Consider the following 25,722-nt stretch of genomic DNA (forward strand, 5'->3'; position numbering starts at 1 on the left):
CTGGCGCCCATCCCGAACGCATGGGAAAAGCAGGCAAAGACAGGCCGAGAGGAAGCGCCATGCCCCTGCCATCGAACACGCTCAGCATCGCCGTGCTGCCGGGCGACGGCATCGGCACGGAGGTGACCGAGGCGACGCTCGCCGTGCTGGAGCCGCTGGCGAAGCGGCACGGCATCGGCCTGGCCTTCGAGACGCTGCGCGCCGGCGCCTTCTGCTACCGCGACACCGGCACGGCGATGAGCGAGGAGACCTTCGCCCGTGCCGCGAAGGCCGATGCGATCCTGCTGGGTGCGATGGGCTGGCCGGAGATCCGCGCCGCCGACGGGACCGAGATCGCCCCGCAGCTCGACCTGCGCTTCCGGCTCAACCTCTATGCCGGGGTGCGGCCCTTCCGCGCGCTGCCGGGCGTGCCCGTCGCCCTCGCCGACCCGCGCGCGCGCGACATCGACCTGGTGATCGTGCGCGAAAGCACCGAGGGCCTGTTCTTCTCCCGCGACCGCGGCACCGTCACGCACGACATGGCGGAGGAGACGCTGCGCATCACGCGGACGGTGACGGAGAAGCTCGCCCGCTTCTCCTTCGGCCTCGCGCGCCAGCGCGCGGCGCGGCGCGGCCGGCAGGGCACGGTGACGCTGGTGGACAAGGCCAACGTCTTCCGCGCCTTCGCCTTCATGCGCGGCATATTCGCCGACATCGCGGCGGAGTATCCGGATGTGGCGCATGGCGCGCACTACGTGGACGCGATGGCGCTCGACCTGGTGCGCCGCCCCTGGGCCTTCGACGTGCTGCCGACGGAGAACATGTTCGGCGACATCCTGTCCGACCTCGGCGCCGGGCTCGTCGGCGGCATGGGCTTCGCGCCGAGTGCCGATATCGGCGACACGCACGCCGTCTTCCAGCCGGCGCACGGCACGGCGCCGGACATCGCCGGCAAGGGGCTCGCCAACCCCACGGCGACGATCCTCTCGGCGGCGATGATGCTCGATTGGCTGGCGGGCAAGGGTGCGGGGCAGGGCTTCGCCGATGCGGCGGCGGAACTCGACGCCGCGGTCGATGCCGCCTTCGCCGGTGGGCTGCGCACGCCCGACATCGGCGGCGCGGACGGCACGGCGGCGGCGGCGCGGGCGATCGCGGCGCGGATCGGATCAGCGGGCGGCTAGAGCACTATCCGTCCTTTCGGACGGATTACGTGCTCTAGAAGCCATTGAATCTACAGCACGAAATCCGATCACACTAATTCGGTGTGATCGGATAGTGCTGTAGCCAGACCGCGTCGGCGGCGAGTTCCGGCCAGCCGATCGCGCGCATCGCCGCCGGCGCGTCCGGCGCCGCCGCATCCCAGCGGCCGGCGGTGATGCGCTGGCCGGTGATGCCCGCCGCGTCCTCCGACAGCAGCCAGGCGAGCGGCGGGCCCATCACGGCCGGGCGCAGCATCTGCTCGCGCGGCCAGGACGCACCCGGCCCGATGAAGGGCGTGTCGGTCGGCCCGCCCGGAATCAGCACGTTCACGGTGATGCCGCTGTCCTTCAGCTCCTCCGCCCAGACGCCGGAGGCGGCTTCGAGCGCCGCCTTGGTCGCGCCATAGGGCAGCACGCGCAGCATGGTCCGGAACGACGTGGTGTTGTTCACCACCCTGCCCCACCCCGCCGCGCGCATCATCGGCAGCGCGGCGCGGACCAGCAGCATCGGCGCGCGGACATTGATGGCGAAGAAGCGGTCCCAGGTGGCGGCGTCCAGTTCCTCGATCGGGGGGATGCGCGTCTCCGCGTCCGGCCGCAGGCTCGAGACGCCGATGCCGGCATTGTTCACCACCGCCTCCACCGTGCCGAAGCGCGCGACGGCGGCGTCGATGCCGGCGGCGCAGCCCTCCACGGTCGAGAGATCGGCCGCGATCGGCGCGAGCGCCGTCCCCGGATGCGCGGCCGCCAGCGCGGCCAGCCCGGCCTCGTCGCGATCCAACGCCGCCACGCGGTGACCCGCCGCGAGCGTCGATGCCACCATCGCGCGGCCGATGCCGCCGGCGGCCCCGGTGATCAGGACGGTACGGGCCATGGCGCTTCTCCCTTGTCTGGCCCCACCAGCCTGGACCCTCGGCGGCGCCGCGCGAAGCCCTGGCCCTTCCGGCGCGGGACGCTATCTTCCGCCCCGACGAGGGAGGAGCCGGCATGCGCGTCATCATCGCGGGCGGGGGGATCGGCGGGCTGGCGGCGGCGCTCGCGCTGCACGAGGCCGGGATCGAGGTCGAGGTGTTCGAGGCCGCGGCCGAGATCAGGCCGCTCGGCGTCGGCATCAACGTCCTGCCGCACGCCATGCGGGAGTTGACGGAACTCGGCCTGCAGGACCGCGTCGCGGGGGCGGGCATCGTCACGCGCGAACTCGCCTATGCCAACCGCTTCGGGCAGATGATCTGGTCCGAGCCGCGCGGCCGCCATGCCGGCTACACCTGGCCGCAGGTCTCGATCCATCGCGGCCGGCTGCACCTGGTGCTGCTGGAGGCCGCGCGGGAAAGGCTCGGCGATGCGCGCATCCATCTCGGCGCCCGGCTGGAAGGCTTCGCGCAGGACGACCTGGGCGTGACGGCGCGCTTCGCCGGCGGGGCGACGGCGCGGGGCGACGTGCTGGTGGCCGCCGACGGCATCCATTCCGTCGCGCGCGCGCTGCTCTATCCGAACGAGGGCCCGCCCAAGTGGAACGGCGCCATCCTGTGGCGCGCGACGAGCATCGCCGAGCCCTTCCTGACCGGCGCCACCATGGCGGTCGCGGGAAACCGCGACGAGAAATTCGTCGTCTACCCGATCGCCGACCTGCCGGACGGCCGCAAGCTGACCAACTGGATCGCCGAGCGCCGCGTCGACCCGAACCAGGAATGGAAGCGGGAGGACTGGAACCGCCCCGGCCGCGTCGAGGATTTCCAGGAGGCCTTCCGCGACTGGCGCTTCGACTGGCTGGACGTCCCCGCGCTGATCCGCAGCGCGCAATCCGTGTTCGAATTCCCGATGGTGGACCGCGACCCGCTGCCGCGCTGGACGCATGGGCGCGTCACGCTGCTCGGCGATGCGGCGCATCCGCTCTACCCGATCGGATCCAACGGCTCCTCCCAGGGCATCCTCGATGCGCGGACGCTCGCGCTGAAGCTCGCCACCATCGCCGACCCGGTCGCGGCGCTCGAAGCCTATGAGGCGATCCGCCGCCCGGCGACGGCCGCATTGCTGGAAGCCACGCGCGGCGACGGCCCGGACATCGTGCTCGACATCGCCGAGGCGCGCGCGCCCGACGGCTTCGCCGACATCGAGGCCATCATGCCGCAGGCCGAGCGCGCCGAGATCGCCGCGCACTACAAGCGGCTCGCGGGATTCGAGCCGACGACGCTGAACGCGCGGCCGAGCCTCGCCCCGCCGAGGCGCGCGGCATGAGCACGCACTACATCGCCGTCCGTGAGGAATGGCTCGCCGCGCGGCAGGAGGAGATCCTCGACCCCGCCCAGCCCATCATCGACCCGCACCACCACCTGTGGGACCGGCCGGGCTGGCGCTACCTCCTCGACGACATGCTGGCCGACCTGCGGACCGGCCACGACGTGCGCGCGACGGTGCTGGTGCAGGCGCGCGCCTTCCACCGCGCCGACGGGCCGGAAGCCTTCCGCCCGGTGGGCGAGACGCAGTTCGCCGCCGGCGTCGCGGCGATGTGCGAAAGCGGCATCTACGGCGCGCCGCGCATCTGCGCCGGCATCGTCGGCTTCGCCGACCTGACGCGCGGCGCGGCGGCGGGCGAGGTGCTGGACGCCCACATCGCCGCCGGCAATGGCCGCTTCCGCGGCATCCGCCACATCGCGACCTGGGACCCGGACCCGGAGATGCTGAACCCCGCCTACACCCCGGCGGAGGACATGATGGACAGCGAGGGCTTCCGCGCCGGCATCGCGGAACTGGGCCGGCGGCGCCTGTCCTTCGATGCCTGGATCTATTTCCACCAGATCCCGCGCCTCGCGGCACTCGCCCGCGCCTGCCCGGACGTGCCGATGGTGCTCGACCATTGCGGCGGCATCCTCGGCATCGGGCGCTATGCGGGCCGGCGCGATGCCGTCTTCGCGCAATGGTCGGCGCATATGGCCGACCTCGCGCGCTGCCCGAACGTGATGGTCAAGTGCGGCGGGCTCGGCATGCGGCTGCCGGGCTTCGGGCTGGAGGAAGCGGAGGTCGCGCCCTCCTCCGCCATGCTGGCCGAGGCGTGGCGGCCCTGGATGGAACGCTGCATCGAGCTGTTCGGCAGCAAGCGCTGCATGTTCGAGAGCAACTTCCCGGTCGACAAGGGCGGCTACGGCTACGCGGTCGGCTGGAACGCCTTCAAGCGCGTCGCCGCGGGCGCCACGGCCGAGGAGAAGGCCGACCTGTTCTGGCGCAGCGCGGCGCGCTTCTACCGGCTGGATGACGTCATCGCGGCCTAGATTCGGCTGGACCCGGCCGCAGGCGCGAAGACTTGCCGGAGCGGTCTCCCCTCACCTGGAAACCGCCCTGGGCAGGATCCGGCACGCCTCGTCCGCCGCGCGGGCGAGCAGGATCATCCGCCGCGCCGCGACCGCGCCGGCCGCCGCTTCGCCCGCCACATGCTCGGCGAGGCGGCTGCTCAGCACCGCGCGCACCATCGCATCGACCGCGATGTCGGTCGCCGCGACCATCGCCGCATCCGTCGCGATCCGGCGCAGCAGCGCGACGGTGCCCGCGAGCCCCGGCCGCAGCCCGTGCAGCATCGCCACCTGCCGCACGAGCCGCACCCCGCGCCAGGCGAAGATCACCGCGTCGAGCCCCGGCGAGGGGCTGACCGCGGTGACCGCGAAGGCCTGCATCGCCGCCGCGCGCCCGAGCCCGGCCGCTTCCTCGGCCAGCGGCGCGAGCAGCCGCGCCTCCACCAGCGCGCGCGCGGCATCGGGCGGCATGTCCGCGAGCCCCTCGATGCGCGGGCGGCCGGGCGGCAGGCGGCTCTGCCAGCGCTGCAGTTCCGCCGCGAGTGCAGCGGCGTCCCCCCGCGCGGCCGCGGCGCGCGCGCGATCGACGCGCGACAATGCGACGTAGCCCGATGCCTCCCGCCAGATCGCGGCGCCGATCAGGCCGAAGCCGGCAAGCGCCACGACCAGCGTCAGCCAGCCGAGCCACGCGGCGCGGGCGAATTGCGCAGCGACGAAGTTGCCGGCGTCCAGCGCGGCCAGGCCCAACGCCAGCACCGCGATGCCCGCCGCGACGAGCGCCGCGCCGGACCAGCCGCCCCGCGGCGGCGCGACGGCGGCGACCGCCTTCTCCCAGCCGAAATCGAGCCGCGCCGGCGGGGTGGCGGCTTCGTCCAGGATGATCCTCGGCTGCGGGGCGGGCGCGGTCACAGCGCGTCCCCGATCAGCCAGGCCAGCAGCGCGTCGAGCCCCAGATGCGGCACGCCCGACCCTCCGGCGGGGTCGAGCCGCGGCGGCTGGAAGTCCGGCATGCGGAAGAATCCTGCATCCCAGAAGGCGGGTTCGGGCGGCTTCATGGGCACCTCCCCCGGATAGATGGTGGCGCCCTGCCCGCCGTTCAAAAGCAGGCCGCGCACGGCGGCGAGCGCCTGGCCTTCCAGCGTCGCGACCGCGTCCTCGGTGCAGCGGATGGCGGCGACGGCGTGGCAGGTCGTGACCGCGCCCGAGGCTTCCGCCCGCCCCCGCGCGCCGAGCGCGATGTGGTCGAGCAGCGCCGCCAGCGCATCCCGCGCGCGCGTCGGCACGTGGTCCGCCTTGGTCGCGGCGAAGGCGACGCGCCCCGGTGCGGCGCCGAGCAGCCGTTCGAGCCAGGAGGCGCCGGAGATCACCTCGGCCACGGCGGCGAGCGCCTCGGCGGTGTCGCGGAAGGCGGCTTCGCCGGCATGCAGCGCGCCAAGCACGTCGACGAGCACCACCTGGCGGTGGAAGCGCGAGAAGAAGGGGTCGAGGAAGGTCGCGCGCTGGTCGTCCAGATAGGCCGCGTAGCGCCGCGCGCAGAGATCCGCGAGCCCGCCGCGCGCCCCCGCCGGCAGCGGGAAGAACCACAGCAGCGGCGCATCCCCGCGCGGCCCCGGGTTGAGGAAGCGCCCGGGCTGGAGGAAGCGCAGCCCATGCGTGTCCCGGCAGGCGCGCAGCATGTCGCGGTAGAGCGTGTGCCCGCGCTTGGCCAGCGCATCCTCGGCCGGCGCGCCCGCCGGCAGCGCGTCGAGGAAGGCGAGGAACTCAGTAGTCGCGGCAGCCGGCCAGGCGCGGAGCCGCGCCAGCGTCGCGGCCGACCACGTCGCGAAATCCTGGCGCAGCAGCGGCAGGTCGAGCAGCCATTCGCCGGGATAGTCGATCAGGTCGAGCGTGACGCGCCGTTCCGGCAGCAACCCGCCGAGGGAGGTGCGTCGCTCCACGTCGATCGCGATGGACAGCGTCGAGAAATCCTCGGTCCGCTCCGGCCAACGCGGCGGGTCGGCGGCAAGGGCGGCGAGATGCGCCTCGGGGTCGAAGCGCGGCACCGTCTCCGTCCCCGCGGGCTCGATGAAGACGCGGCGGATGCGCCCGCCGGCGGCTTCCGACAGCGCGGGCAGCGTGCGCGCGCCGCGCCCGGCGGCGAGCAGGTTGGCGACGAGCGAGGTGAGGAAGACCGTCTTGCCCGCGCGCGAAAGCCCGGTGACCGCGAGGCGGATGCGCTCGCGGCCGACCAGGGCGCGCGCGGCATCCTCGGTGGTGTCGAGAAGGCCGCGCAGCAGCGCGAGCGGGTCCATCGCCCCGCGCGCGGTCAGGACATGCGCTGGATCAGCTCGATCTTGTAGCCGTCCGGGTCTTCCACGAAGGCGATGATGGTGGTGCCGAACTTCACCGGCCCCGCTTCGCGCGTGACCTTCCCGCCGCCGGCGCGCACCGCCTCGCAGGCCGCGGCCACGTCCGGCACGCCGACCGCGAGGTGGCCGAAGGCGTTGCCCTGCTCGTACTTCTCGACGCCGTAGTTGTAGGTCAGCTCGATCTCGCCCTGGCCTTCGGCGTTGCCCGTGCCGTAGCCGAGGAAGGCGAGCGTGTACTTGCCGTCCGGCACGTCGCGCCGGCGAAGTTCCTTCATGCCGAGCAGCTTGGTGTAGAAGGCGATGGAGCGGTCGAGGTTCCCCACGCGGATCATGGTGTGCAGGAAGCGGCCTTGGGTCATTGCGGTGTTCCTTCCGTGAACTGGCCGGGATCGAAGGCGAGCAGGAAGATGCCCGCCGCCTCCGCCCGCGCGATGGTGGCCTCGCGTTCCAGGAGAATGGTGGCGCCGGCCTCGAAGGCCAAGCCGCGCAGCCCGGCCGCGGCCGCGTTCTCGACCGTGCGCGGCCCGACCGTGGGCAGGTCGGCCAGCTTCGATTGGCCAGGCTTCAGCGCCTTGACCAGCACGCCGCCGGGGCCCTCGCGGCCGAGCGTGCCGGCGCGGGCGAGCATGGCGTCGGTGCCCTCGATCGCCTCGACCGCCAGCACCAGCCCCTGCTGCACGACGCAGCCCTGACCGACATCGACGGCGCCCAGCGCCCGGCACACCGCAAGGCCGCGCGCGATATCGGCGCGCGCGAGATCGTCCGGCGCCGGCCCCGCCAGCAGTGCGGCCGGCGGCAGCAGCCCGGCGAGGACTTGGTGCGCGCCGACCACCTCGAACCCGTCCTCGGCCAGCACCTTCATGGCCGCGCGCAGGATCGAATCATCGCCCGAGAAGGCCGCCTTGCCGATGCGCGCGAGCAGCTTCATCCCCGCCGCATCCGGCCGCAGGGACAGCAGGGAGGGCCGCGCCACGGTGCCGGCCAGCACGACCTGCCGGACGCCATGGCCCTTCAGCCATTCCAGCATCGTCGCCGCCATGCCCCAGCGGAAGGAGCGTGAAGCGTGCGCGGCGAAGGCCGCCGCATCGCCATGGCCGTCGAGCACGGCCACGACCACGGGGCGGCCGGCGGCGGCGACGGCCTCGGCGACCCGCACCGGCAGGCCGCCGCCGCCGGCGATGATGCCGAGCGGGCCTTCCGGAAGGGTCACGCGCCCTCCCCGTTCTCCTCGTCGGAGCCGCCGAGCTCGGGGGCGGCCATGCGGCCCGGACGCACGAGCTGGCGCCGCCGCGTGCGGTCGCGCACGAACGCGATCACTTCCATGACCAGCGGTTCGCCGGCGAAGCGCTGCTCGGCCTCGAGAAGCCGGGCGGCGAATTCGCCGGGCTCCTTGAACAGGAGGTTGTTGGCCGCGCGCAGCGTGCGCAGCTGGTCGCGGGTCGCGCCGCGGCGGATCAGGCCGATCCGGTTGAAGCCGACCAGGCGCGCCGGCACGCCGAAGACGAAGCCGAAGGGCGGGATGTCGTTGGTCACGCCGGCCATGCCGGAGATCATCGCCAGCCGGCCGACCCGCACGGTCTGGTGCACCGCGGCGCCGCCGCCGATGAAGGCGCCGGTGTCGACATGCACATGCCCGCCGAGCATGACGTTGTTGGCGAGGATCACGCCGTCGCTGACCACGCAGTCATGCGCGACATGCGAGGTGGCCATGAGCATGCAGTTGGCGCCGACCGAGGTGACGCCCGAGCCGCCGACGCTCGCGCGGTGGACCGTCACATGCTCGCGGATCAGGGTGCGCGCGCCGATCTCGCAGCGCGTCGGCTCGTCCTTGTACTTCAGGTCCTGCGGCGCCATGCCGATGGTCGCGAAGGGGAAGACGCGCACGCCGTCGCCCAGCCGCGTGTGGCCGTCGACCACGACATGCGACAGCAACTCGACGCCCGCGCCGAGCACCACGTCGGGCCCCACGACGCAACCGGGGCCGATGCGGCAGCCCTCGCCGATGACCGCGCCGGCTGCGACCGCCGCGGTGGGGTGGATCTCCGCCATGCTCACCTGTCCAGGATCATCGCGGCGTAGGTCGCTTCCGCGACGACCTTGCCGTCCACCTTCGCTTCCGCGCTGAACTTCCAGATGTTGCCGCGCTGGCGTTCCTTCTTCACGTGCACGCGCATCTGGTCGCCGGGCACGACGGGCTTGCGGAACTTCGCATTGTCCACGGTCATGAAGTAGACGAGCTTGCCAGCCCATTCCGGGCCGAGGGTTTCCACCACCAGCACGGCCGCCGTCTGCGCCATGCATTCGATGATCAGCACGCCGGGCATCACCGGCATGGTCGGGAAGTGGCCCTGGAAGAAGTTCTCGTTGATCGTGACGTTCTTGATGCCGACGCAGGAGACGTCCTTCACCAGCTCGACGACGCGGTCGACGAGCAGGAAGGGGTAGCGATGCGGGATCGCCGTCATGATCTGCGCGATGTCGTAGGTGCCGACCTCGCCGGCCGTCGTGTCGCTGCTCATGGCGTCCCGCCCGTCCTGTCGTTCCCCTTGGCCGCCACCTGGCGGCGCAGCCAGGCGAAGGCCTTCAACGTCTCGCGCGCCGGCCAGGCCGGGCTGCCGACCACGTCCGTGCCCGGCGGCACGTCGTTCATCACGCCCGACTGCGCGCCGATCCGCGACTTGGCGCCGACCCTGATGTGGCCCGTCAGGCCAGCCTGCGCCGCGACCACGACGTAGTCCTCGAGTTCGGTGGACCCGGCGATGCCGACCTGCGCGACGATGACGCAGCCCCGGCCGGTCTTCACGTTGTGTCCGATCTGCACCAGGTTGTCGAGGCGCGTGCCCGGGCCCAGCACCGTGTCGCCGCCCGCGCCGCGATCGACGCAGGAATTGGCGCCGACCTCGACCCCGTCGCCGAGGATGACGCGGCCGATCTGCGGCACCGTGACGTGCTCGCCCATCGGCGTGGTGACGAAGCCGAAGCCCTCGTTGCCGATGCGCGCGCCCTGGTGGAGCACGACCCGCGCGCCGGCGATGCAATGCGCCATCGACGCATGCGCATGCACGATCGACCCGGCGCCGAGCACGCAGCCCGCCCCGATGCTGGCATGCGCGCCGAGGATGCAGCCCGCGCCGACCTCCGCCGCCGGGCCGACGAAGGCGAAGGCGCCGATCTGCGTCCCCTCGCCGATCCGCGCATCGGGCGCGACCCAGGCGGTGGGGTGGATGCCGGGCACCGGCACGGGGCGCGGGTGGAACAGGGCGGCGACGCGGGTATAGGCCAGCTGCGGCGCGTCGCAGACCAGCGCGACGCAGCCGTCGGGCACCTCGGCTTCCGCCGACGGCGCGACCAGCACCGCGCCGGCGCGCGTCTGGCGCAGCGCGGCGGTGTTGCGGCGGCCCTCATGGAAGGCGACCTCGCCCGGCCCCGCGAGCGCCAGGGGCGCGACGTCGAGGAATTCGCGCGCCCCATCGCCGGTCAGCCGCGCGCCCGCCGCCGTGGCGATCGCGGCGAGGCTGATCGGCCCGCGCGCGGGAAAGAAGCGCGGATCCGCGCCCACCCCGTCAGTTCCGCCGCGGCTGCTGGCCCTGGCCGCCGGCCGGGCGCGCGGGCTGGGGCTGGGCGGCCTGGGCGGGTGCCGGCGCGGCCTCGGCGGGCAGCGTCACGCTCGGGATCATCCGGTTGAGCTGCGCCGCGACCTCCGTCGTCAGGTCGAAGGGCGGCTCGTTGAAGATCACGAGCGGGCGCGGCAGCACGATGTTCACGCTGCGGCTGCTCGCGACCTGGCGGATGACGGTGCCGAGCGCCTGCTCGATCTCCCGCAGCGCGCCCTGGGCCACCTGTTCGATCGAGGCCGCGCGGTCGCGCAGCGCCCGCTGGCTGTCGGTGATGCGGTCCTGCAGCTCGCGCTCACGCACGCGCAGCTGCTCGGGCGTCATCGCCCCGCGCTCGGTGGCGAGGCGCTGCTGCTCCTCCCGCCAGCGCAGCTGCTCGCGCTGGAGGTCGTCGTTCAGCGAGGCGCGGCGACGCTCGATCTCCTCCCGCACCTGGGTGAAGGCGCTCGAGACGCGCTGGATCTCGGGGACATCGACGATGCCGATGACGGCGGTCGGCGGCGGCTGCCCGGGCGCGAGCGGAGGCGGCGCCTGCACCGGGCGCTGCGCGGGCTGCTGCGGCTGCGCGGGGGGCCGCTGGCCCTGCTGCCCCTGCTGGGGCGGACGCTGCTGGCCCTGCCCCTGCTGGCCCGGCTGCTGGCCCTGGCCGGGGACGAACCACTGCTGCCCGCCCTGCTGGGCGGCGGCGGGAAGGGCAACGAGCAGCCCAGCGAGGGCCGCGGATACGATACGGGACATGTCAGGCGGTATCCTGGATCAGAAACGGGTGCCGAAGCCGAGGCGGAAGACCTGGGTCTCGTCGTAGTCCTTCTTCACGACGGCCTGGGCGAGATCGATGTTGATCAGGCCGATCGGGCTCCGCCAGGACACGCCGACGCCCACGCCCACGCGCGGGGAAGCGTCGTCGCGCACGCAGTTCGGGAAGGTGGTCGGGCAGCCCGTGCTGTTCACGCTCGACGGCAGGCCGGACAGCGAGCCGACATCGACGAAGGCGCGGCCGACGAAGCCGAGTTCGGACGGCACGGGCAGCGGGAAGCGGAACTCAGCGGAGGTCGTCCACAGCACCTCGCCGCCGAGGCTGTCATTGGTCGAGACGTCGCGCGGGCCGGCGCCGCCCAGGGCGAAGCCGCGCAGGTTCTCGCCGCCGAGGAAGAAGCGGTCGACGATGCGCGTTTCGCGGTCCCCATAGGGCGCGAGGTAGCCGCCGCCGGCCGCGAGCACGAGCACGAAGTCCGGATCGCCGAGCAGGCGCTCGAAGGGGATGTAGTACTGGGCGTCGGCGCGGGCCCGCACATAGGACACGTCGCCGCCGAGGCCGGCGAGGTCGGCGCCGACGCGGATCACGTAGCCGTCGCGCGGCTCGATGCGGCTGTCGCGGCGGTCATAGGTGATGGTCGTGGAGGCTTGGCTCAGCAGCGTCCGGCCTTCCTGCTCGCGGATGAAGCGCGAGACGTTGGGATCGACGTCGAAGATCTCGCGGTCGACGAGCGAATAGGCCCAGGACTGGCGCAGCCGTTCGTTGATCTCGTAGCCGACGCGCAGCACGAAGCCGGCGCGGCGCTCCTGGTAGCCCGAGGTGTCGCGAAGGTCGCGGTTCACGAGGAAGACGTCGGCGCCCGCGGCGAGGTTCCGCTCGAGGAATTGCGGGTCGGTCACCGAGATGTCGACCTGGCTGCGCCGCTGGGCGAGGGTCAGGTTGGCGCGCGCGTCGATGCCGGTGCCGAGGATGTTGCGCTCGCGCAGGCCGATATCGGCCAGGAAGCCGGCATCCGTCGAGAAGCCGCCGCCGAGCGTGAATTCGCCGGTCGCGCGTTCCGTCACCTGCGTGTTCAGGATCACGCGGTCGGGCGCGGAGCCCGGGGCGCTGTTGATCTGGACGTCGCTGAAGAAGCCGAGGCTCCGGATGCGCTCGCGCGAGCGGCGCACCTGCTGCGCCACCAGCGGGTCGCCTTCCGCGACGCGGAACTCGCGGCGGATGACGCGGTCCTGGGTGCGCGTGTTGCCGGTGATCTCGATCCGCTCGACGAAGGCGCGGGGGCCGTCGGCGATCTCGAAGGTCAGGTCCACGCTCTGGCTGTCGCGGTCGCGCACCACGCGCGGCTCCACGGCGGCGAAGGGAAAGCCCCGCGTGGCGAGGATGTCCGTCAGCAGGTTGTCGGCGCGCTCCACCGCGTCGCCGTCGTACCAGTCGCCCACCGACAGCGGCACTTCCCGCTCGAGCCCCGCGGGGTCGAGCCCGCGCACCGAGCTGGTCACGGACAGGTTGCGCACCCGGTACCGCGGCCCCTCGTTGATCGTGTAGGTCACGAAGAAGCCGCTGCGGTCCGGGGCCAGTTCCGCCGTAGCACCCGTGATCTGCACGTCGGCATAGCCCTGGCGCAGGTAGAAGCGACGCAGCAGCTCACGGTCGAAGGCGAGCCGGTCGGGATCGTAGGTGTCGGAGGTGGAGAGCAGCCGGTACCAGGCCTGCTCGCGCGTCGAGACGATCTCCTTCAGTCGGCCGTCGGAGTAGTTCTCGTTGCCGACGAAGTTGATGCGCGCGACGAGCGCGACCTCGCCCTCGGTGATCTCGAACACCACGTCGACGCGGTTCTGGTCGAGCTCGATGATCTTGGGTTCGACCGTCGCGCCGAAGCGGCCGCGCCGCGCGTAGATCTCGAGGATCCGCTGCCGGTCGGCCTGCGCAGCCGCGGGGGTGAAGACCGAGCGCGGGCGCAGCTGCACCTCGCCGCGCAGCGAGTCGGAGGTGACGCGGCGGTTGCCCTCGAATCCGACGCGGTTGACGATCGGGTTCTCGGCCACGCGCACGATGACGCGGTTGCCCTCGGGCCGGATCTCGACGTCGCGGAACAGGCCGGTCGCGAACAGCGCGCGCAGGCTGCGGTCGAGCCGGTCGGGGTCCGCCGGCTCGCCGGGCTGGACCAGCATGTAGGAGCGGATCGTGTCAGCCTCAATCCGCTGGTTGCCCTGCACCTCGATGGCGGCGACGCGCCCGGGCGCCTGCGCGAGGGACGGGACCGCCAGCACGAAGGCGACGAGGACGAGGGCGAGGGTGCGCAGCCTGGACAACGAATCGCCACCTGATCTTGGGGGTCTGGAAAGGCGGCGCACACTAGCCGAGGTGCCCCCCCACCGCCACCCCTGCCGCCGCCCGGGGCCGGGCGGCGCGCTCAGCCCAGCAGGCCGGAGACCCAGCGCACGACCCCCAGCTGCGTCAGGTCGTTCCAGGTCGCGAGGATCATCAGCGTGACCAGCAGGGCGAAGCCGCCGCGGAACGCGTATTCCTGCGCCCGCGCCGTCAGCGGCCGGCCGCGAATCGCCTCGGCGGCATAGAAGACCAGGTGCCCGCCATCCAGGATGGGAATCGGGAACAGGTTGATCAACGCAAGGTTGATCGACAGCAGCGCGATGAAGGAGAGCAGGGACAGGATCCCCATCTCCGCCACCTCACCGGACAATTGCGCGATGCGCAGCGGCCCGCCGATCTCCTCGGTCCCGGTCTGGCCGCTGATCATCTTCCACACCCCGGCCAGCGTCTGGCCGGAGATGACCACCATGTGCCACGTGCCCGCGGCGACGGCCGAGAAGGGATCGAGCCGCTCGCGCTCCGGCGCGCCGCCGGTCACGCCCAGCATGCCGCGCCCATCCTCGGGCCGCGCGGCCGGGGTCGCGATGACCTTCACCTCGGTCTCGCCACGGCGGACGAGGATCTCCACGGGCTGGCCGCCGCGCGGCTGGATGTGGCGCTGCAGCTGGTCGAAGCGCGTCACCCGCTCGCCATCGAGCGCCAGCACCCGGTCGCCGGGGACGAGGCCCGCGCGCTCGGCGGCAGAGCCGGCGACCACGGTCTGGATCGCGGTCGAGCCGACGGGGCGGCCGACGGTGGCGAAGATGCCGGCGAACAGGATGGCGGCGAGCAGGAAGTTGAAGGCCGGCCCGGCGAAGACGACGATCGCCCGGTCGCCCACGCTCTTCTCGTGGAAGCTCTCGCCCGCCCGGAAGGTGCCGGCCTCGGGCGGCGTGTCATGGGCGAATTCCATCCCATGCATCTTCACGTAGCCGCCCAGCGGGATCCAGCCGATCCGCCATTCGCAGCCGCGCCGGTCCGACCAGGCGGCGATGGCGCGGCCGAAGCCGATCGAGAAGCGTTCCACATGCACGCCGCGCCAGCGCGCCGCGAGGTAGTGGCCGAGCTCGTGCACGAAGATCAGAACGCCGAGCACCACGATGAAGGCCGCGATGCTGCGGAAAGGGTCAGGCAGGAAATCCATCGGTTCCGATCCCGGTTGCGCGCCGGCCGCTCAGGCCGCCGCCCGTTCCGCGGCGATCCTCGCCGCGGTCTCGCGTGCCACGCCGTCCAGCGCCAGGATGGCGGGAAGGTCCGCCGCGTCGGGCGCGCCGAGGGCGATGAGCGTCTCCTCCACCACCGCGGCGATGTCGAGGAAGCCGAGCCGGCGGTCGAGGAAGAGCCCGACCGCCGTCTCATTCGCGGCATTCAATATGGTGGTTGCCCCGCCCCCCGCCCGCAAGGCCTCCCGCGCCAGGCGCAGCGCCGGGAAGCGTTCGGGGTCCGGGGCGAAGAATTCCAGCCGCCCCAGCGCGGCGAGGTCGAGCCGCGGCACCGAGGCCGCCATGCGCGCCGGCCAGGCCAGGGCGTGCGCGATCGGCGTGCGCATGTCCGGCGTGCCGAGCTGCGCCAGCACCGACCCGTCCGAATACTGCACCAGGCCATGCACGGTGGATTGCGGGTGGACCAGCACCTCCACCCGTTCCTCGGGCACCGGGAACAGGCGCACCGCCTCGATCAGCTCCAGCCCCTTGTTCATCATGGTGGCGGAATCGATCGAGATCTTCGCCCCCATGGACCAGATGGGATGCTTCACGGCCGCTTCCGGCGTGACCTGCGCCATCTCGGCCATCGGCATGGTCCGGAACGGCCCGCCCGAGGCGGTCAGGACGATCTTCTCGACCGTCGCGTAGGGATCGGCCGCGCCGCCGCGCGCTTCCAGCGCCTGGAAGATGGCGTTGTGCTCGGAATCGACCGGCAGCAGCGTCGCGCCCGCCGCGCGCGCGGTCGCCAGCACGATCTCCCCCGCGCAGACGAGGCTTTCCTTGTTGGCGATCGCCAGCACCCCGCCGCGCCGCAGCGCCGCGAGCGTCGCCGGCAGCCCGGCCGAGCCGACGATCGCGGCCATGGTCCAGTCCGCCGGGCGGGCGGCGGCGGCGATGACCGCCTCGCCCCCCGCGGCGGCCTCGATGCCCGAGCCCGACAGCGCGTCCCGCAGCGCCGCGTAGCAGCCCGGGTCGGCCACCACGGCCAGCCGCGCGCCGAGCCTGCGCGCCTGCGCGGCCAGCCCCGCGGCATCGCGGTTCGCGACCAGCGCCTCCACCCGGAAGGCGCCGGCCGGCGCTTCCTCCAGCAAGGCGACGGTGCTGCGCCCGACCGAGCCGGTCGCGCCGAGGATCGTGACGCTGCGGGTCATCGCCAGAGCGGCTGGCCCTGGCCCAGCAGGAAGGCGAGCAGCGCCGCGACCGGGGCGGCGGCGATCACCCCGTCCAGCCGGTCGAGCAGCCCGCCATGCCCGGGGATCAGCGCGGAGCTGTCCTTCACGTCGAAGCGCCGCTTGATCCAGCTTTCCAGCAAGTCGCCCGCCTGTGCCATCACCGCCAGCATGGCCGCGACGGCCGCCGCGCGGGAAGCCCCCCCCGGCGCGACGATGGCCGCGACCGCAAGTCCGACCAGCATGGCCGAGGCCAGCCCGCCCAGCGCGCCCGACCAGGTCTTGTTGGGCGAGATGGCGGGCGCGAGCTTCGGCCCGCCGAAGAAGCGCCCGGCCATGTAGGCGCCGATGTCGGACGCCCAGACGACCAGGAACAGGAACAGGACATTCGCCCGCCCGGCCTCGTTGTCGTGCCGCAATTCGATCAGCGAGATGCCGGCGACGCCGATGTAGAGCACGCCCGCAGCCAGCCACCCCGCCGGCTGCCCCGGCCGGTCCGGGCCGCGCAGCCGCGCGGCCTGCCACCAGGTCACGGCCCAGAGCACGACCAGCAGCGCGAGCGAGGCACGGGCATGCTCGGCGACCGCCAGCGTGCCCGCCGCCAGCACCGCGACCGGCACGGCCAGGCCCGGCAGCCGCCGCGTGCTGAGCCCGCACAGATGCACCCATTCCCAGGCGAGCAGCGCGCCGCCGGCCGCGATCAGCGCCGTCCAAGGCTCCGCCCCCAGCCAGATGCAGGCGAGCGCGACCGGCCCGAGCACGAGGGCGGAGAGGAACCGCTTGCGCAGATCCTTCCAGCGCTTCGCCTCCGCCGCAGGGGCAATCGCCTCGCTCAGGGCCGGGCCCCGTAGCGCCGTTCCCGCGCAGCGAAGGCGGCGACCGCCTCGGCCAGCGGCGCGGCGCCGTAGTCCGGCCAGAGCGTGTCCTGGAAGACGAACTCGGCATAGGCCGCCTGCCAGAGCAGGAAGTTCGACAGGCGCTGTTCGCCGGATGTGCGGATGATGAGGTCCGGGTCCGGCATGCCGGCGGTCTGGAGGAAGCCGCCGAAGGCCGCCTCGTCGAGCGCCGCCGGGTCGAGCCGCCCTTCCGCCACCGCCTGGGCCGCGCGGCGCACCGCGCCCAGGATCTCGTCGCGCGAGCCGTAGGACAGCGCGACGGTCAGGTTCAGCCGCGTCCCGCCCGCGGTCGCCTTCTCGGCCGCCTCGACCGACCGGGCGAGCTCGGGGCCGAAGCGCGTATGGTCGCCGATGACGCGCAGCCGCACGCCTTCCTTGACCAGGCTCGCGACCTCGGCGCGCAGGTAAAGCCGCAGCAGGCCGGTCAGGGCCGAGACCTCATCCAGCGGACGGCGCCAGTTCTCGGAGGAAAAGGCGAACAGGGTCAGCCAGCCGATGCCCTGGTCGGCCGCGGCCTCGATGGTCCGCCGCGCGGCCTCGGCGCCGGCCTTGTGGCCGAGCGCGACGGGCAGGCCGCGCGCCTGCGCCCAGCGCCGGTTGCCGTCCATGATGATGGCGACATGCCGGGGCGGCGCGGACGGCGCCGCGGGCATGCGGACGGGATCGGTCGCGGCGCTCACGCGCCCCTCCCCCGTCGGCGATCCTGCCCGGCGCGGCCCTGCGGCAAAGAACCCCCTCCTGCGATTCCCACCCGCGCGGATCAGACCGTGCGGATGTCCTTCTCCTTGTCGGCGAGCACGCTATCCACCTGCTTCACGTACTGGTCCGTGAGCTTCTGGATCTCGACCTCGGCCTGCTTGGCCTCGTCCTCGCTGATCTCGTGCTTCTTGTCCCAGCCCTTGACCTGCTCCATCCCGTCGCGGCGCACGCCGCGGATGGACACGCGGGTGCTCTCGGCGTAGCGGGCGGCGGCCTTGGCGAGTTCGTTGCGCCGTTCCTGCGTCAGCGGCGGCAGGGGCACGCGGATCACCTGGCCCTCGGCCTGCGGGTTGAGCCCGAGATTGGCCTCGCGGATCGCGCTTTCCACGGCCTTGGCCAGGCCCTTGTCCCACACCTGCACGGACAGCAGGCCGGGGCCCGCGACCGAGATGTTGGCCACCTGGTTGAGCGGCGTGACGGAGCCATAGGCCTCGACGCGGATGGGCTCGAGCAGCGCGGGGCTCGCCCGGCCGGTGCGCAGGCCGGCGAATTCCTTCTTCAGCGTTTCCATCGCGCCGTCCATCCGGCGCGTCAGGTCCTGCTTCAGGGCCTTGAAGTCGGCGGCCATGGCCCGCTCTCCCTCAGTGCTGGTCCTCGTGGACGGTGGTGAAGAGGCCTTCGCCCTTCATCACCGCGGTGAAGGCGCCAGGCTCGTGGATGTTGAAGACGATGATCGGCAGGTGGTTCTCGCGCGCCAGGCTGATCGCCGCCGCGTCCATCACCGCGAGGTCGCGCGCCAGCATGTCGAGGTAGGTCAGCGAGACGTAGCGCTCGGCGCTCGGGTTCTTGCGCGGGTCGGCGGAATAGACGCCATCGACCTGCGTGCCCTTCAGCAGCGCGTCGCAGCCCATCTCGGCCGCGCGCAGCGCCGCCGCCGTGTCGGTGGTGAAGAAGGGGTTGCCCGTGCCCGCGGCGAAGATGACGACCCGGCCCTTCTCCATGTGCCGCGTCGCGCGGCGGCGGATGAAGGGCTCGCAGACGCTCGACATCGGGATGGCGGACTGCACGCGCGTCGGCACGCCCACCTTCTCGAGCGCGGCCTGCATGGCGAGTGCGTTCATCACCGTGGCCAGCATGCCGATCGAATCGGCCTGCGCCCGGTCCATGCCGGAGGCGGCGCCCGAGACTCCGCGGAAGATGTTGCCCCCGCCGATGACGAGGCAGACCTGGACGCCGAGTTCCACCACGCCGCGGACATCCTCCGCGATCCGGCGGCAGACGGCGGTGTCGAGCCCGTAGTCGCGGCTGCCCATGAGGGCTTCCCCGGACACCTTGAGCAGGACGCGCTTGTAGGCGGGCATGGCGCTCATGGGCGGGAATCGGGCATCCGGTATGGAGAGGCGGGGAGGCACCATAGGTGCCGTCCCCCGGCGGCGACAATAAGGCGGGCGGGGACCTGCCCCGCCCGCGCCGGGCTCACCCCTGGCCGGCGGCCGCGGCGACCTCGGCGGCGAAGTCGGACTGCTGCTTCTCGATGCCCTCGCCGAGCTGGTAGCGGGCGAAGCCGGTGAGCGTGGCACCCGCCTTCTTCACCACTTCCTTCACCCGGCTCTCGCCATCGTGCACCCAGACCTGCTCGAGGAGGACGACCTCCTCGTAGTACTTGCGGATGCGCCCCTCGACCATCTTCTGGATGACGGCGTCGGGCTTGCCGGAGGCCTTGGCCTGCTCGGTCAGCACCGCCTTCTCGCGCTCCAGCGCCGCGGGCTCGACGAAGGACACGTCGAGCGCCTCGGGCCGCGCGGCGGCGACATGCATGCCGATCTGCCGGCCGAGCGTCTCCATGACCGCCGCCTCGGAAGCGCCTTCGAGCGCCACCAGCACGCCGATCTTGCCCAGGCCCGGCTTCACGGCGGAGTGGACGTAGGTCGCGACCGCGCCCTCGTTCACATGCAGCAGCCGCGCGCGGCGGATCGACATGTTCTCGCCGATCGTCGCGATCAGGTGCGTCAGTTGCTCGGCCACCGTGCGGTGGGCGGAACCGCCCTCCACCAGGTCGACCGAACCGGGCCAGCGGGCGTTCTTCAGCGCCTCGACATCCTCGCCCACGGTCAGGGCCAGCTCGGCCACCGTCGCGACGAAGTTCTGGAACAGCTCGTTGCGGGCGACGAAGTCGGTCTCGGCATTGACCTCGACCATCGCAGCGCGCCGCGGGGCGGAGGCGACGCCGATCAGGCCCTCGGCGGCGACGCGGCCGGACTTCTTGGCCGCGGCCGACAGGCCCTTCTTGCGCAGCCAGTCGATCGCGGCCTCCATGTCGCCGTTCGCTTCGACAAGCGCCTTCTTGCAGTCCATCATGCCCGCGCCGGTCTTCTCGCGCAGGTCGCGGACCATCGAGGCGGTGATCTCGGCCATCGGAATGCTCCGTGGTTGCCAGTTGAAAAGGGGGATCGCCGGGGCCGCACGGCCCCGGCGGAGCGGGTGTCAGGCCTGCGGCGCGGCGGGCTCGGCCTGGGCCGGCGCTTCCGCGGCCACTTCGGGCAGGGCCTCCGGCGCGAGGTCCTCGGCGGCGCCGAGATCGACGCCCGACGCCTGCATCTCGGCCGAGATGCCGTCCAGCACGGCGGAGGCGATGCTGTCGCAATACAGGGTGATGGCGCGGATCGCGTCGTCATTGCCCGGGATCGGGTAGGTCACGCCTTCCGGATCGGCGTTGGAATCCACCACCGCGACGACGGGGATGCCGAGCTTGTTGGCTTCCTCGATCGCCAGCTTCTCCTTCACCGTGTCGATGACGAAGATGATGTCCGGCAGGCCGCCCATCTCCTTGATGCCGCCAAGGGCGCGGTCGAGCTTCTCCTTCTCCCGCGTCAGCATCAGGACTTCCTTCTTGGTCAGGCCGCTCGTGTCGGTGCCAAGACGTTCTTCCATCTGCTTCAGGCGCTTGATGGAGCCCGTGATCGTCTTCCAGTTGGTCAGCATGCCGCCGAGCCAGCGATGGTTGACGTAGTACTGGCCGCAGCGGGTCGCGGCTTCCGCCACGTAGTCGGCCGCCGCCTTCTTGGTGCCGACGAACAGCACGCGGCCGCCGGCCGCCACCACGTCGCGCACCGCGCGCAGGGCGCGGTCCATCATCGGCACGGTCTGCTGCAGGTCCAGGATGTGGACCTGGTTGCGCACGCCGAAGATGTAGGGGGCCATGCGCGGGTTCCAGCGCCGCGTATGGTGGCCGAAATGCACGCCCGCCTCGAGCAGGGCACGCAGGGTGACTTCGCGCATCGCCATGGGGCGATCCTCCTTCCTGTTAGTCCGGTTGGGCCTCCGCGGCGCATGCCCCGGATGTCTCCCGGGGACCGGACCCTGCCTTGGTCGAGGAAGGGCGCACCGCGTGCGGATTACCGGGCGGGGCTGCCCCCGACCGGCGCGCGGGGTATGGCCGAAAGGCGCCGCGCGGGCAAGCCCCCGGCGGCTATTCCGGCCGGATGCCCGCCCGGTCGGCGGTCGCGCGGATCGCCGCCCTCTCCCGCTCCAGCCAGGCGGCGAAGCCGTCGGGGGCCTGTTCCCGCTCGGCCACGATCTCGGCGCCGAGTTCCGCCTGCCGCGCCCGGTAGGCCGGGTCGGCCAGCCCCCGCCGCACGGCGGCGGCGAGCGTGGCCACCACCGGCGCCGGCGTGCCCGCCGCCGAGACCAGCCCCGCCCAGGACCCGCCCGTCAGGTCGAGCCCGCTCTCGATCAGCGTCGGCACCTCCGGCGCGATCGGCATCCGCCCGGCGGAGGCCATGGCCAGGATGCGCAACTGCCCGCCCCGCCAGGTGGGCAGCACCGTCGAGATCTCGGCCATCACCAGCGGGATGTTCCCGGCGATCACGTCCGGCACCGACATGGAGGACCCGCGATAGGGCACATGGGTCAGGCGCACATTCGCGGTGGCCATCACCTGCTCGATCAGGAAATGCGTCGCACTCCCCTGGCCGGAGGAACCGATCGCGAGCGTGCCCGGCCGGGCGCGGGCCGCGGCGAGCACGTCGGCCACACTGCGGTACGGGCTGTCGGCGCGCACCGCGAGCGTCACCGGGCTGCGGCTGATCATGGCGATGGCGGAAAAATCCTTCGCCGGGTCGTAGGACAGCCGCGCCTGCAGCACCGGCGCATTGGTCAGCGGCCCGTTCGAGCCGAGCAGCAGCGTGTGCCCGTCCGGCGCCGCCTTGGCGACCGCGTCCGCGCCGACAGTCCCGCCGCCGCCCGCGCGGTTCTCGACGATCACCGGCTGGCCGAGGGCCGTGGCCATCCGTTCGCCGATCATCCGCGCCTGGAGGTCGGAGGAGGTGCCCGCCGCGAAGGGCACCACGATGCGCACCGGACGGTCCGGAAAGGCCGCCCGCGCCCCGCGCGGGAGGAGCAGCAGGGCGGGGGCGGCGAGCAGCGCCCGGCGGGGCGCCCTCACAGCACGGCCTGCCAGGGCGCGGCGACGAACTCGAAGCCCTCCCCCGCGCGCCGCATGCGCGCGAGGCCCGGGAAATCCAGGTGCATCCCCGCGACCAGCAGCCGGTCGGCCACCGCCATGTCGAAGACCCGCCGCCGCGTCGCCGCCGCCGTCGCCGCATCGACGTCGAAGGCGATGCCCCAGCCGGGGAAGCGCGATTGGAGGACCGGGACGTGCACCATGTCCCCGAACACCAGCAGCTGCGCGTTGCCCGACGCGATTCGGTAGATCGTGTGCCCCGGCGTGTGGCCGAAGGCGTCGATGGACGTCACGCCGGGCGCCACCTCCCGCCCGCCGGGGACGCGGCGCAGCCGGTCGCGATAGGCCGCGGCGACCTGCGCGGCATACGGAAAGCCGCCGCGCGAGCCCTGCGGCACGCGCCCGCTGTTGCCCTCATCCATCCAGAAGGCGGCCTCGGCCTCAGGCACCACGATCTCGGCGCGTGGAAACAGTGGGCGGTTCTCCCGGTCGAGCAGCCCGCCCGCATGGTCGCGGTGCAGATGCGTCAGGATCACCACGTCGATCTCCGCCGGCGTCACGCCCATCGCGGCGAGGTTCGGCGCGAGCTGCCCCATGGTCGGGCCGAGCCAGGCGCCGGACCCGGCATCGATCAGCGCGAGCCGCCCGCCCGAATTGACCAGGAAGGTGTTGACCGCGCAGGGCACGGGGGTGGCCGCGTCGATGAAGTTCTCCGCCAGCACGCGGCGCGCATCGGCCTGGTTCGCCTCCCCGAACAGGGCGGCCGGCAGGGCGATGGTGCCGTCGGCGACGCAGGTGACCTCGATGTCCCCGACACGGGTCCGGTACAGGCCGGCGACCTGCCGGCCGACCGGCGGCGCCGCGGCCGCGGCGGGGCGCCCGGCGGCCGAGGCGAGGCCGAGGGCAGCCGGGGCGGCGAGCACGCCGCGACGCGCGATGGGGGTCATGCGGTTCTTCCTCCCTGCCCGGCCCTGCGCCGGTGCGGGCGCAAGGATGCCAGCCGCGCGCGGCGCTGTCAGGGGCCGGAATGAAGGCTGGCGGCACGGCGACGGGTCACGCAGGATTCATCCCGGGGCGGAACGGCGCGGTGCAGCCTGGGGGCCCCAATTCAGAAGGCCGCCGCATGGACAGCATCCGCCGCCACATCCTCGACCTGTCGCGCCGCGGCCTGCTGCGCGGCGCGACGGGGCTCGCCGCCCTCGGCGCCGTCGCGCCGCCGACGCGGCAGGCACGCGCGCAGGCGGTGTTCCGCAGCTTCCCCTTCACCCTCGGCGTCGCCAGCGGCGAACCCGCGCCGGACGGCTTCGTGATCTGGACGCGGCTCGCGCCCGAACCGCTCGCGCCGGATGGCGGCATGGTGCGCGCGGCGATCGAGGTGGCCTGGGACGTGGCGGAGGATGACCGCTTCATCCGCCGCGTCGCGACCGGCAACGCGATCGCGCGCCCCGAACTCGCCCACGCCATCCATGTGGAGGTCGCGGGCCTGGCGCCCGGCCGGCCATACTTCTACCGCTTCCGCGCGGGGCGGGAGACGAGCGCGACCGGCCGCTGCCGCACCGCCCCGGCAGCCGGCGCGGCACCCGCGCGGCTGCGCTTCGCCTTCGCCGGCTGCCAGCACTACGAGCACGGCCACTTCACCGCCTGGCGGCACATCGCGGCCGAGGCGGATCTCGACTTCGTCTTCCACTATGGCGACTACATCTACGAGTACCGCGGCCGCGCGCCGGGGCAGCCGGGCTGGGGGCCGCTGGTGCGGCCGCATCTGGGGGAGGAGATCATCGCCCTGCCCGACTACCGGCAGCGCTACGCGCAATACCGGCTCGACCCCGACCTGCAGGCGGCGCACGCGGCGCACCCTTTCCTGCCGAGCTACGACGACCACGAGGTCGACAACAACTGGGCCGGCACGATCAGCGAGGAGGACGGCAGCACGCGCTTTCCCATCGCCGTGCCGCCGGAGATCTTCGCCCTGCGCAAGGCCGCGGCCTTCCAGGCCTGGTACGAGCACATGCCGGTCCGCCGCGCCGCCCTTCCGCGCGGGCCGGACATCACCGCCTATCGGCGGCTGGATTTCGGCGGCATGGCGCGCGTGCACGTGCTGGACACGCGGCAGTTCCGCGACGACCAGCCCTGCGGCGACCGCACCGGCCCGGCCTGCGCGGAGGTCGCGCGGCCCGACGCGCAGATGCTCGGCGCGGCGCAGGAAGCCTGGCTGCTCGGTGGCATGGCGGACAGCCCGGCGCGCTGGAACATCCTCGCCCAGCAGGTGCCGATGATGCGGCGGGAGCTGCGCGGCGGCGCGATCTCCATGGACAAGTGGGACGCCTACCCCGCCGCGCGGCAGCGGCTGCTCGACGGCATCGCGGAACGCCGCACGCGCAACCCCGTCGTGCTTTCGGGCGACGTGCATGTCGCGATGGCATCAACGGTCCGCGCCGGCCCGGGCGCGGCGGCGGTCGCGACGGAGTTCACGGCGACGTCGATCAGCAGCGCCGGCGATGGCGTGGCCATGACGCCGGCGGGCGAGGAGATGCTGCGGCGCAACGGCGACATCGGCTTCTTCCACGCGCAGCGCGGCTACTGCGTGGCGGAGGCGACGGCGACGCAGCTGACGACCGAATTCGTCAGCCTGCCCTTCGTCACGCGCCCCGGCGCGCCGCGGGAGATCGCGGGGAGGTTCGTGGTGGAGGATGGGCGGGTGGAGGTGAAGGGCGGGGGAGGATGACCCTCCCCCGCACCCCCTCCCTTCTTTGTCTTCTGGGGACTGACAGCGGAGGTCAGTTCCCAGGTTTCAAAGAAGGTTGAGGGGGGGGGAGCGGGCGCCCATCGGCGTTGCGCAGCAACGTCGATGGGACCCGCGGGGGGAGAAGTTCCCTTCTCCCCCCGCCCTTCAGGATCCCACCTTCAAGGTGCTGGTCAGCCCCCGCAGGCACGCCAGGATCGACAGCGGCGTGATCTTCCCCGTCCGCGGGTTTTCCTCGCTCGGCACGTTCTCGATCGTCATGGTCAGGCGCGCCGAAGCGGCCTCGACGCGGATCGTGTGCTGGTTGCGCGTCTGCGCCGGGTCGGCCCAGATCTCGACCATGGTGCGCTCGGGGCCGATGCCGGCCAGCGCGAGTGCCGCGGCGACGTTGACGTTCGCCGGGAAGCCCTGCGCCGCGTCGAAGGCATTGCCCTTGAAGATGCGGGTCGGCGTAGTGATGGCGAGCACGTCGATGGCGTTCTGCTTGAGGTAGGGCGCGCCTTCCAGCCCGCGCGGCGGCTTGCGCGTCTCGATCGTCACGCTCTCGACCTCGCCCTCGGCCGCGGCGCGCACGGCATCGAGGCCGAGCAGCGCGCCGGTGGGCACGATGATGCGCGCGCCGGTCTGCTTCGCGCGCTCCACCAGGTGCATGCGCGGCAGCAGCGCGCCGACGGAAGACGGGACGAAGATGCGCCCGGCCTCGATCGCGGCGGTCGCGATCTCCTCGAAGGCCAGGGCGGGGGCGGCCTCGACGACGACGTCGCAGGCCGCGAGCTCGGCGTTGGACACGACCATGGGCGGCACCTTGAAGCCGCCCACATTCGCCTGCGCCTTCTTGAGGTCCCGCGCGCTGACGGCGGCGAGCCGCAGGCCCTGCACGCCGGCATCCAGCGCGCGGGCCAGATGCAGCCCGATCGCGCCGAGCCCCGCGATGCCGACCGTGAGTTCCTTCGCCATGCGTCCCTCCCAACAAAGAGGGCCGCGCGTTACCACGGCC

General features: G+C 72.9%; 25 protein-coding genes. 4 read left to right on the forward strand and 21 right to left on the reverse strand.

Going from position 1 to position 25,722, the window contains the following annotated elements; genetic code table 11:
• Nucleotides 1-59 precede the first annotated feature (59 nt).
• The gene (locus J5Y09_RS16390) at nucleotides 60-1,160 is read left to right on the forward strand and encodes an isocitrate/isopropylmalate dehydrogenase family protein (protein WP_209352893.1); all 1,101 of its coding nucleotides are present in this window, start codon (nucleotides 60-62) and stop codon (nucleotides 1,158-1,160) included.
• Between the two features lie 73 nt (nucleotides 1,161-1,233).
• Here the strand turns inward: J5Y09_RS16390 and J5Y09_RS16395 are convergent, their stop codons facing one another.
• Nucleotides 1,234-2,052, reverse strand: a complete 819-nt coding sequence (locus tag J5Y09_RS16395; protein WP_209352894.1) for an SDR family NAD(P)-dependent oxidoreductase — start codon at nucleotides 2,050-2,052, stop codon at nucleotides 1,234-1,236.
• A gap of 113 nt (nucleotides 2,053-2,165) precedes the next feature.
• Here J5Y09_RS16395 and J5Y09_RS16400 point away from each other — a divergent pair, with 113 nt between their 5' ends.
• Nucleotides 2,166-3,413 (forward strand): flavin-dependent oxidoreductase, encoded by a 1,248-nt coding sequence (locus J5Y09_RS16400; protein WP_209352895.1) that lies wholly within the window; start codon nucleotides 2,166-2,168, stop codon nucleotides 3,411-3,413.
• Nucleotides 3,410-4,444, forward strand: a complete 1,035-nt coding sequence (locus J5Y09_RS16405; RefSeq protein WP_245217182.1) for an amidohydrolase family protein — start codon at nucleotides 3,410-3,412, stop codon at nucleotides 4,442-4,444. The genes J5Y09_RS16400 and J5Y09_RS16405 overlap by 4 nt, the downstream gene beginning before the upstream one ends.
• A 51-nt stretch (nucleotides 4,445-4,495) precedes the next feature.
• Here the strand turns inward: J5Y09_RS16405 and J5Y09_RS24810 are convergent, their stop codons facing one another.
• The 19 genes from J5Y09_RS24810 to J5Y09_RS16500 form a co-directional block, all read right to left on the reverse strand.
• Entirely contained in the window at nucleotides 4,496-5,371 is an 876-nt protein-coding gene (locus tag J5Y09_RS24810) for a DUF697 domain-containing protein (RefSeq protein ID WP_209352896.1), read from the reverse strand.
• Complete coding sequence (locus J5Y09_RS16415; RefSeq protein WP_209352897.1) at nucleotides 5,368-6,753, reverse strand: YcjX family protein; 1,386 nt, start codon at nucleotides 6,751-6,753, stop codon at nucleotides 5,368-5,370. The genes J5Y09_RS24810 and J5Y09_RS16415 overlap by 4 nt, the downstream gene beginning before the upstream one ends.
• 14 nt (nucleotides 6,754-6,767) lie before the next feature.
• The gene (gloA, locus tag J5Y09_RS16420; RefSeq protein WP_209352898.1) at nucleotides 6,768-7,169 is read right to left on the reverse strand and encodes a lactoylglutathione lyase; all 402 of its coding nucleotides are present in this window, start codon (nucleotides 7,167-7,169) and stop codon (nucleotides 6,768-6,770) included.
• Nucleotides 7,166-8,020 carry an LpxI family protein gene (locus J5Y09_RS16425; RefSeq protein WP_209352899.1) on the reverse strand — a complete coding sequence of 285 codons (855 nt, stop codon included), beginning with the start codon at nucleotides 8,018-8,020 and terminating at the stop codon, nucleotides 7,166-7,168. The genes gloA and J5Y09_RS16425 overlap by 4 nt, the downstream gene beginning before the upstream one ends.
• The gene (lpxA, locus tag J5Y09_RS16430) at nucleotides 8,017-8,859 is read right to left on the reverse strand and encodes an acyl-ACP--UDP-N-acetylglucosamine O-acyltransferase (RefSeq protein ID WP_209352900.1); all 843 of its coding nucleotides are present in this window, start codon (nucleotides 8,857-8,859) and stop codon (nucleotides 8,017-8,019) included. The genes J5Y09_RS16425 and lpxA overlap by 4 nt, the downstream gene beginning before the upstream one ends.
• Before the next feature lie 2 nt (nucleotides 8,860-8,861).
• Complete coding sequence (gene fabZ / locus J5Y09_RS16435) at nucleotides 8,862-9,329, reverse strand: 3-hydroxyacyl-ACP dehydratase FabZ (RefSeq protein ID WP_209352901.1); 468 nt, start codon at nucleotides 9,327-9,329, stop codon at nucleotides 8,862-8,864.
• On the reverse strand, nucleotides 9,326-10,369 hold the full coding sequence (gene lpxD, locus J5Y09_RS16440) for a UDP-3-O-(3-hydroxymyristoyl)glucosamine N-acyltransferase (RefSeq protein ID WP_209352902.1): 1,044 nt from the start codon (nucleotides 10,367-10,369) through the stop codon (nucleotides 9,326-9,328). Before lpxD ends, fabZ begins: the two co-directional genes overlap by 4 nt.
• Nucleotides 10,370-10,373: 4 nt before the next feature.
• Complete coding sequence (locus J5Y09_RS16445) at nucleotides 10,374-11,162, reverse strand: OmpH/Skp family outer membrane protein (RefSeq protein ID WP_209352903.1); 789 nt, start codon at nucleotides 11,160-11,162, stop codon at nucleotides 10,374-10,376.
• An 18-nt stretch (nucleotides 11,163-11,180) separates the two neighbouring features.
• Nucleotides 11,181-13,493, reverse strand: a complete 2,313-nt coding sequence (gene bamA / locus J5Y09_RS16450) for an outer membrane protein assembly factor BamA (protein ID WP_245217183.1) — start codon at nucleotides 13,491-13,493, stop codon at nucleotides 11,181-11,183.
• A gap of 101 nt (nucleotides 13,494-13,594) precedes the next feature.
• Nucleotides 13,595-14,695, reverse strand: a complete 1,101-nt coding sequence (gene rseP, locus J5Y09_RS16455; RefSeq protein ID WP_209352904.1) for an RIP metalloprotease RseP — start codon at nucleotides 14,693-14,695, stop codon at nucleotides 13,595-13,597.
• A 30-nt stretch (nucleotides 14,696-14,725) separates the two neighbouring features.
• On the reverse strand, nucleotides 14,726-15,907 hold the full coding sequence (dxr, locus tag J5Y09_RS16460; protein WP_209352905.1) for a 1-deoxy-D-xylulose-5-phosphate reductoisomerase: 1,182 nt from the start codon (nucleotides 15,905-15,907) through the stop codon (nucleotides 14,726-14,728).
• Complete coding sequence (locus J5Y09_RS16465; RefSeq protein ID WP_209352950.1) at nucleotides 15,904-16,761, reverse strand: phosphatidate cytidylyltransferase; 858 nt, start codon at nucleotides 16,759-16,761, stop codon at nucleotides 15,904-15,906. The genes dxr and J5Y09_RS16465 overlap by 4 nt, the downstream gene beginning before the upstream one ends.
• A complete protein-coding gene (uppS, locus tag J5Y09_RS16470; RefSeq protein WP_209352949.1) occupies nucleotides 16,758-17,474 on the reverse strand; it encodes a polyprenyl diphosphate synthase in 717 nt (238 codons plus the stop codon). Before uppS ends, J5Y09_RS16465 begins: the two co-directional genes overlap by 4 nt.
• Before the next feature lie 107 nt (nucleotides 17,475-17,581).
• Nucleotides 17,582-18,148, reverse strand: a complete 567-nt coding sequence (gene frr / locus J5Y09_RS16475) for a ribosome recycling factor (RefSeq protein WP_209352906.1) — start codon at nucleotides 18,146-18,148, stop codon at nucleotides 17,582-17,584.
• A 13-nt stretch (nucleotides 18,149-18,161) separates the two neighbouring features.
• The gene (gene pyrH, locus J5Y09_RS16480) at nucleotides 18,162-18,890 is read right to left on the reverse strand and encodes a UMP kinase (RefSeq protein WP_209352907.1); all 729 of its coding nucleotides are present in this window, start codon (nucleotides 18,888-18,890) and stop codon (nucleotides 18,162-18,164) included.
• Nucleotides 18,891-18,996: 106 nt separating this feature from the next.
• On the reverse strand, nucleotides 18,997-19,935 hold the full coding sequence (gene tsf, locus J5Y09_RS16485; protein WP_209352908.1) for a translation elongation factor Ts: 939 nt from the start codon (nucleotides 19,933-19,935) through the stop codon (nucleotides 18,997-18,999).
• A gap of 69 nt (nucleotides 19,936-20,004) precedes the next feature.
• Nucleotides 20,005-20,805: a 30S ribosomal protein S2 gene (rpsB, locus tag J5Y09_RS16490; RefSeq protein WP_209352909.1), complete on the reverse strand. Its 801-nt coding sequence runs from the start codon at nucleotides 20,803-20,805 to the stop codon at nucleotides 20,005-20,007.
• Nucleotides 20,806-20,989: 184 nt separating this feature from the next.
• A complete protein-coding gene (locus J5Y09_RS16495; protein ID WP_209352910.1) occupies nucleotides 20,990-21,964 on the reverse strand; it encodes a Bug family tripartite tricarboxylate transporter substrate binding protein in 975 nt (324 codons plus the stop codon).
• Nucleotides 21,961-22,929 (reverse strand): MBL fold metallo-hydrolase, encoded by a 969-nt coding sequence (locus J5Y09_RS16500; protein WP_209352911.1) that lies wholly within the window; start codon nucleotides 22,927-22,929, stop codon nucleotides 21,961-21,963. Before J5Y09_RS16500 ends, J5Y09_RS16495 begins: the two co-directional genes overlap by 4 nt.
• A gap of 176 nt (nucleotides 22,930-23,105) precedes the next feature.
• On the opposite strand from J5Y09_RS16500, the gene J5Y09_RS16505 reads away from it, so the two are divergent.
• Complete coding sequence (locus J5Y09_RS16505) at nucleotides 23,106-24,707, forward strand: alkaline phosphatase D family protein (RefSeq protein WP_209352912.1); 1,602 nt, start codon at nucleotides 23,106-23,108, stop codon at nucleotides 24,705-24,707.
• A 165-nt stretch (nucleotides 24,708-24,872) separates the two neighbouring features.
• Here J5Y09_RS16505 and J5Y09_RS16510 read toward each other — a convergent pair whose 3' ends face one another.
• Nucleotides 24,873-25,682 (reverse strand): aspartate dehydrogenase, encoded by an 810-nt coding sequence (locus J5Y09_RS16510; protein ID WP_209352913.1) that lies wholly within the window; start codon nucleotides 25,680-25,682, stop codon nucleotides 24,873-24,875.
• Between the last annotated feature and the right edge of the window lie 40 nt (nucleotides 25,683-25,722).

It is taken from the genome of Roseomonas nitratireducens, from assembly GCF_017813355.1.
Classification (GTDB): Bacteria; Pseudomonadota; Alphaproteobacteria; order Acetobacterales; family Acetobacteraceae; genus Neoroseomonas; species Neoroseomonas nitratireducens.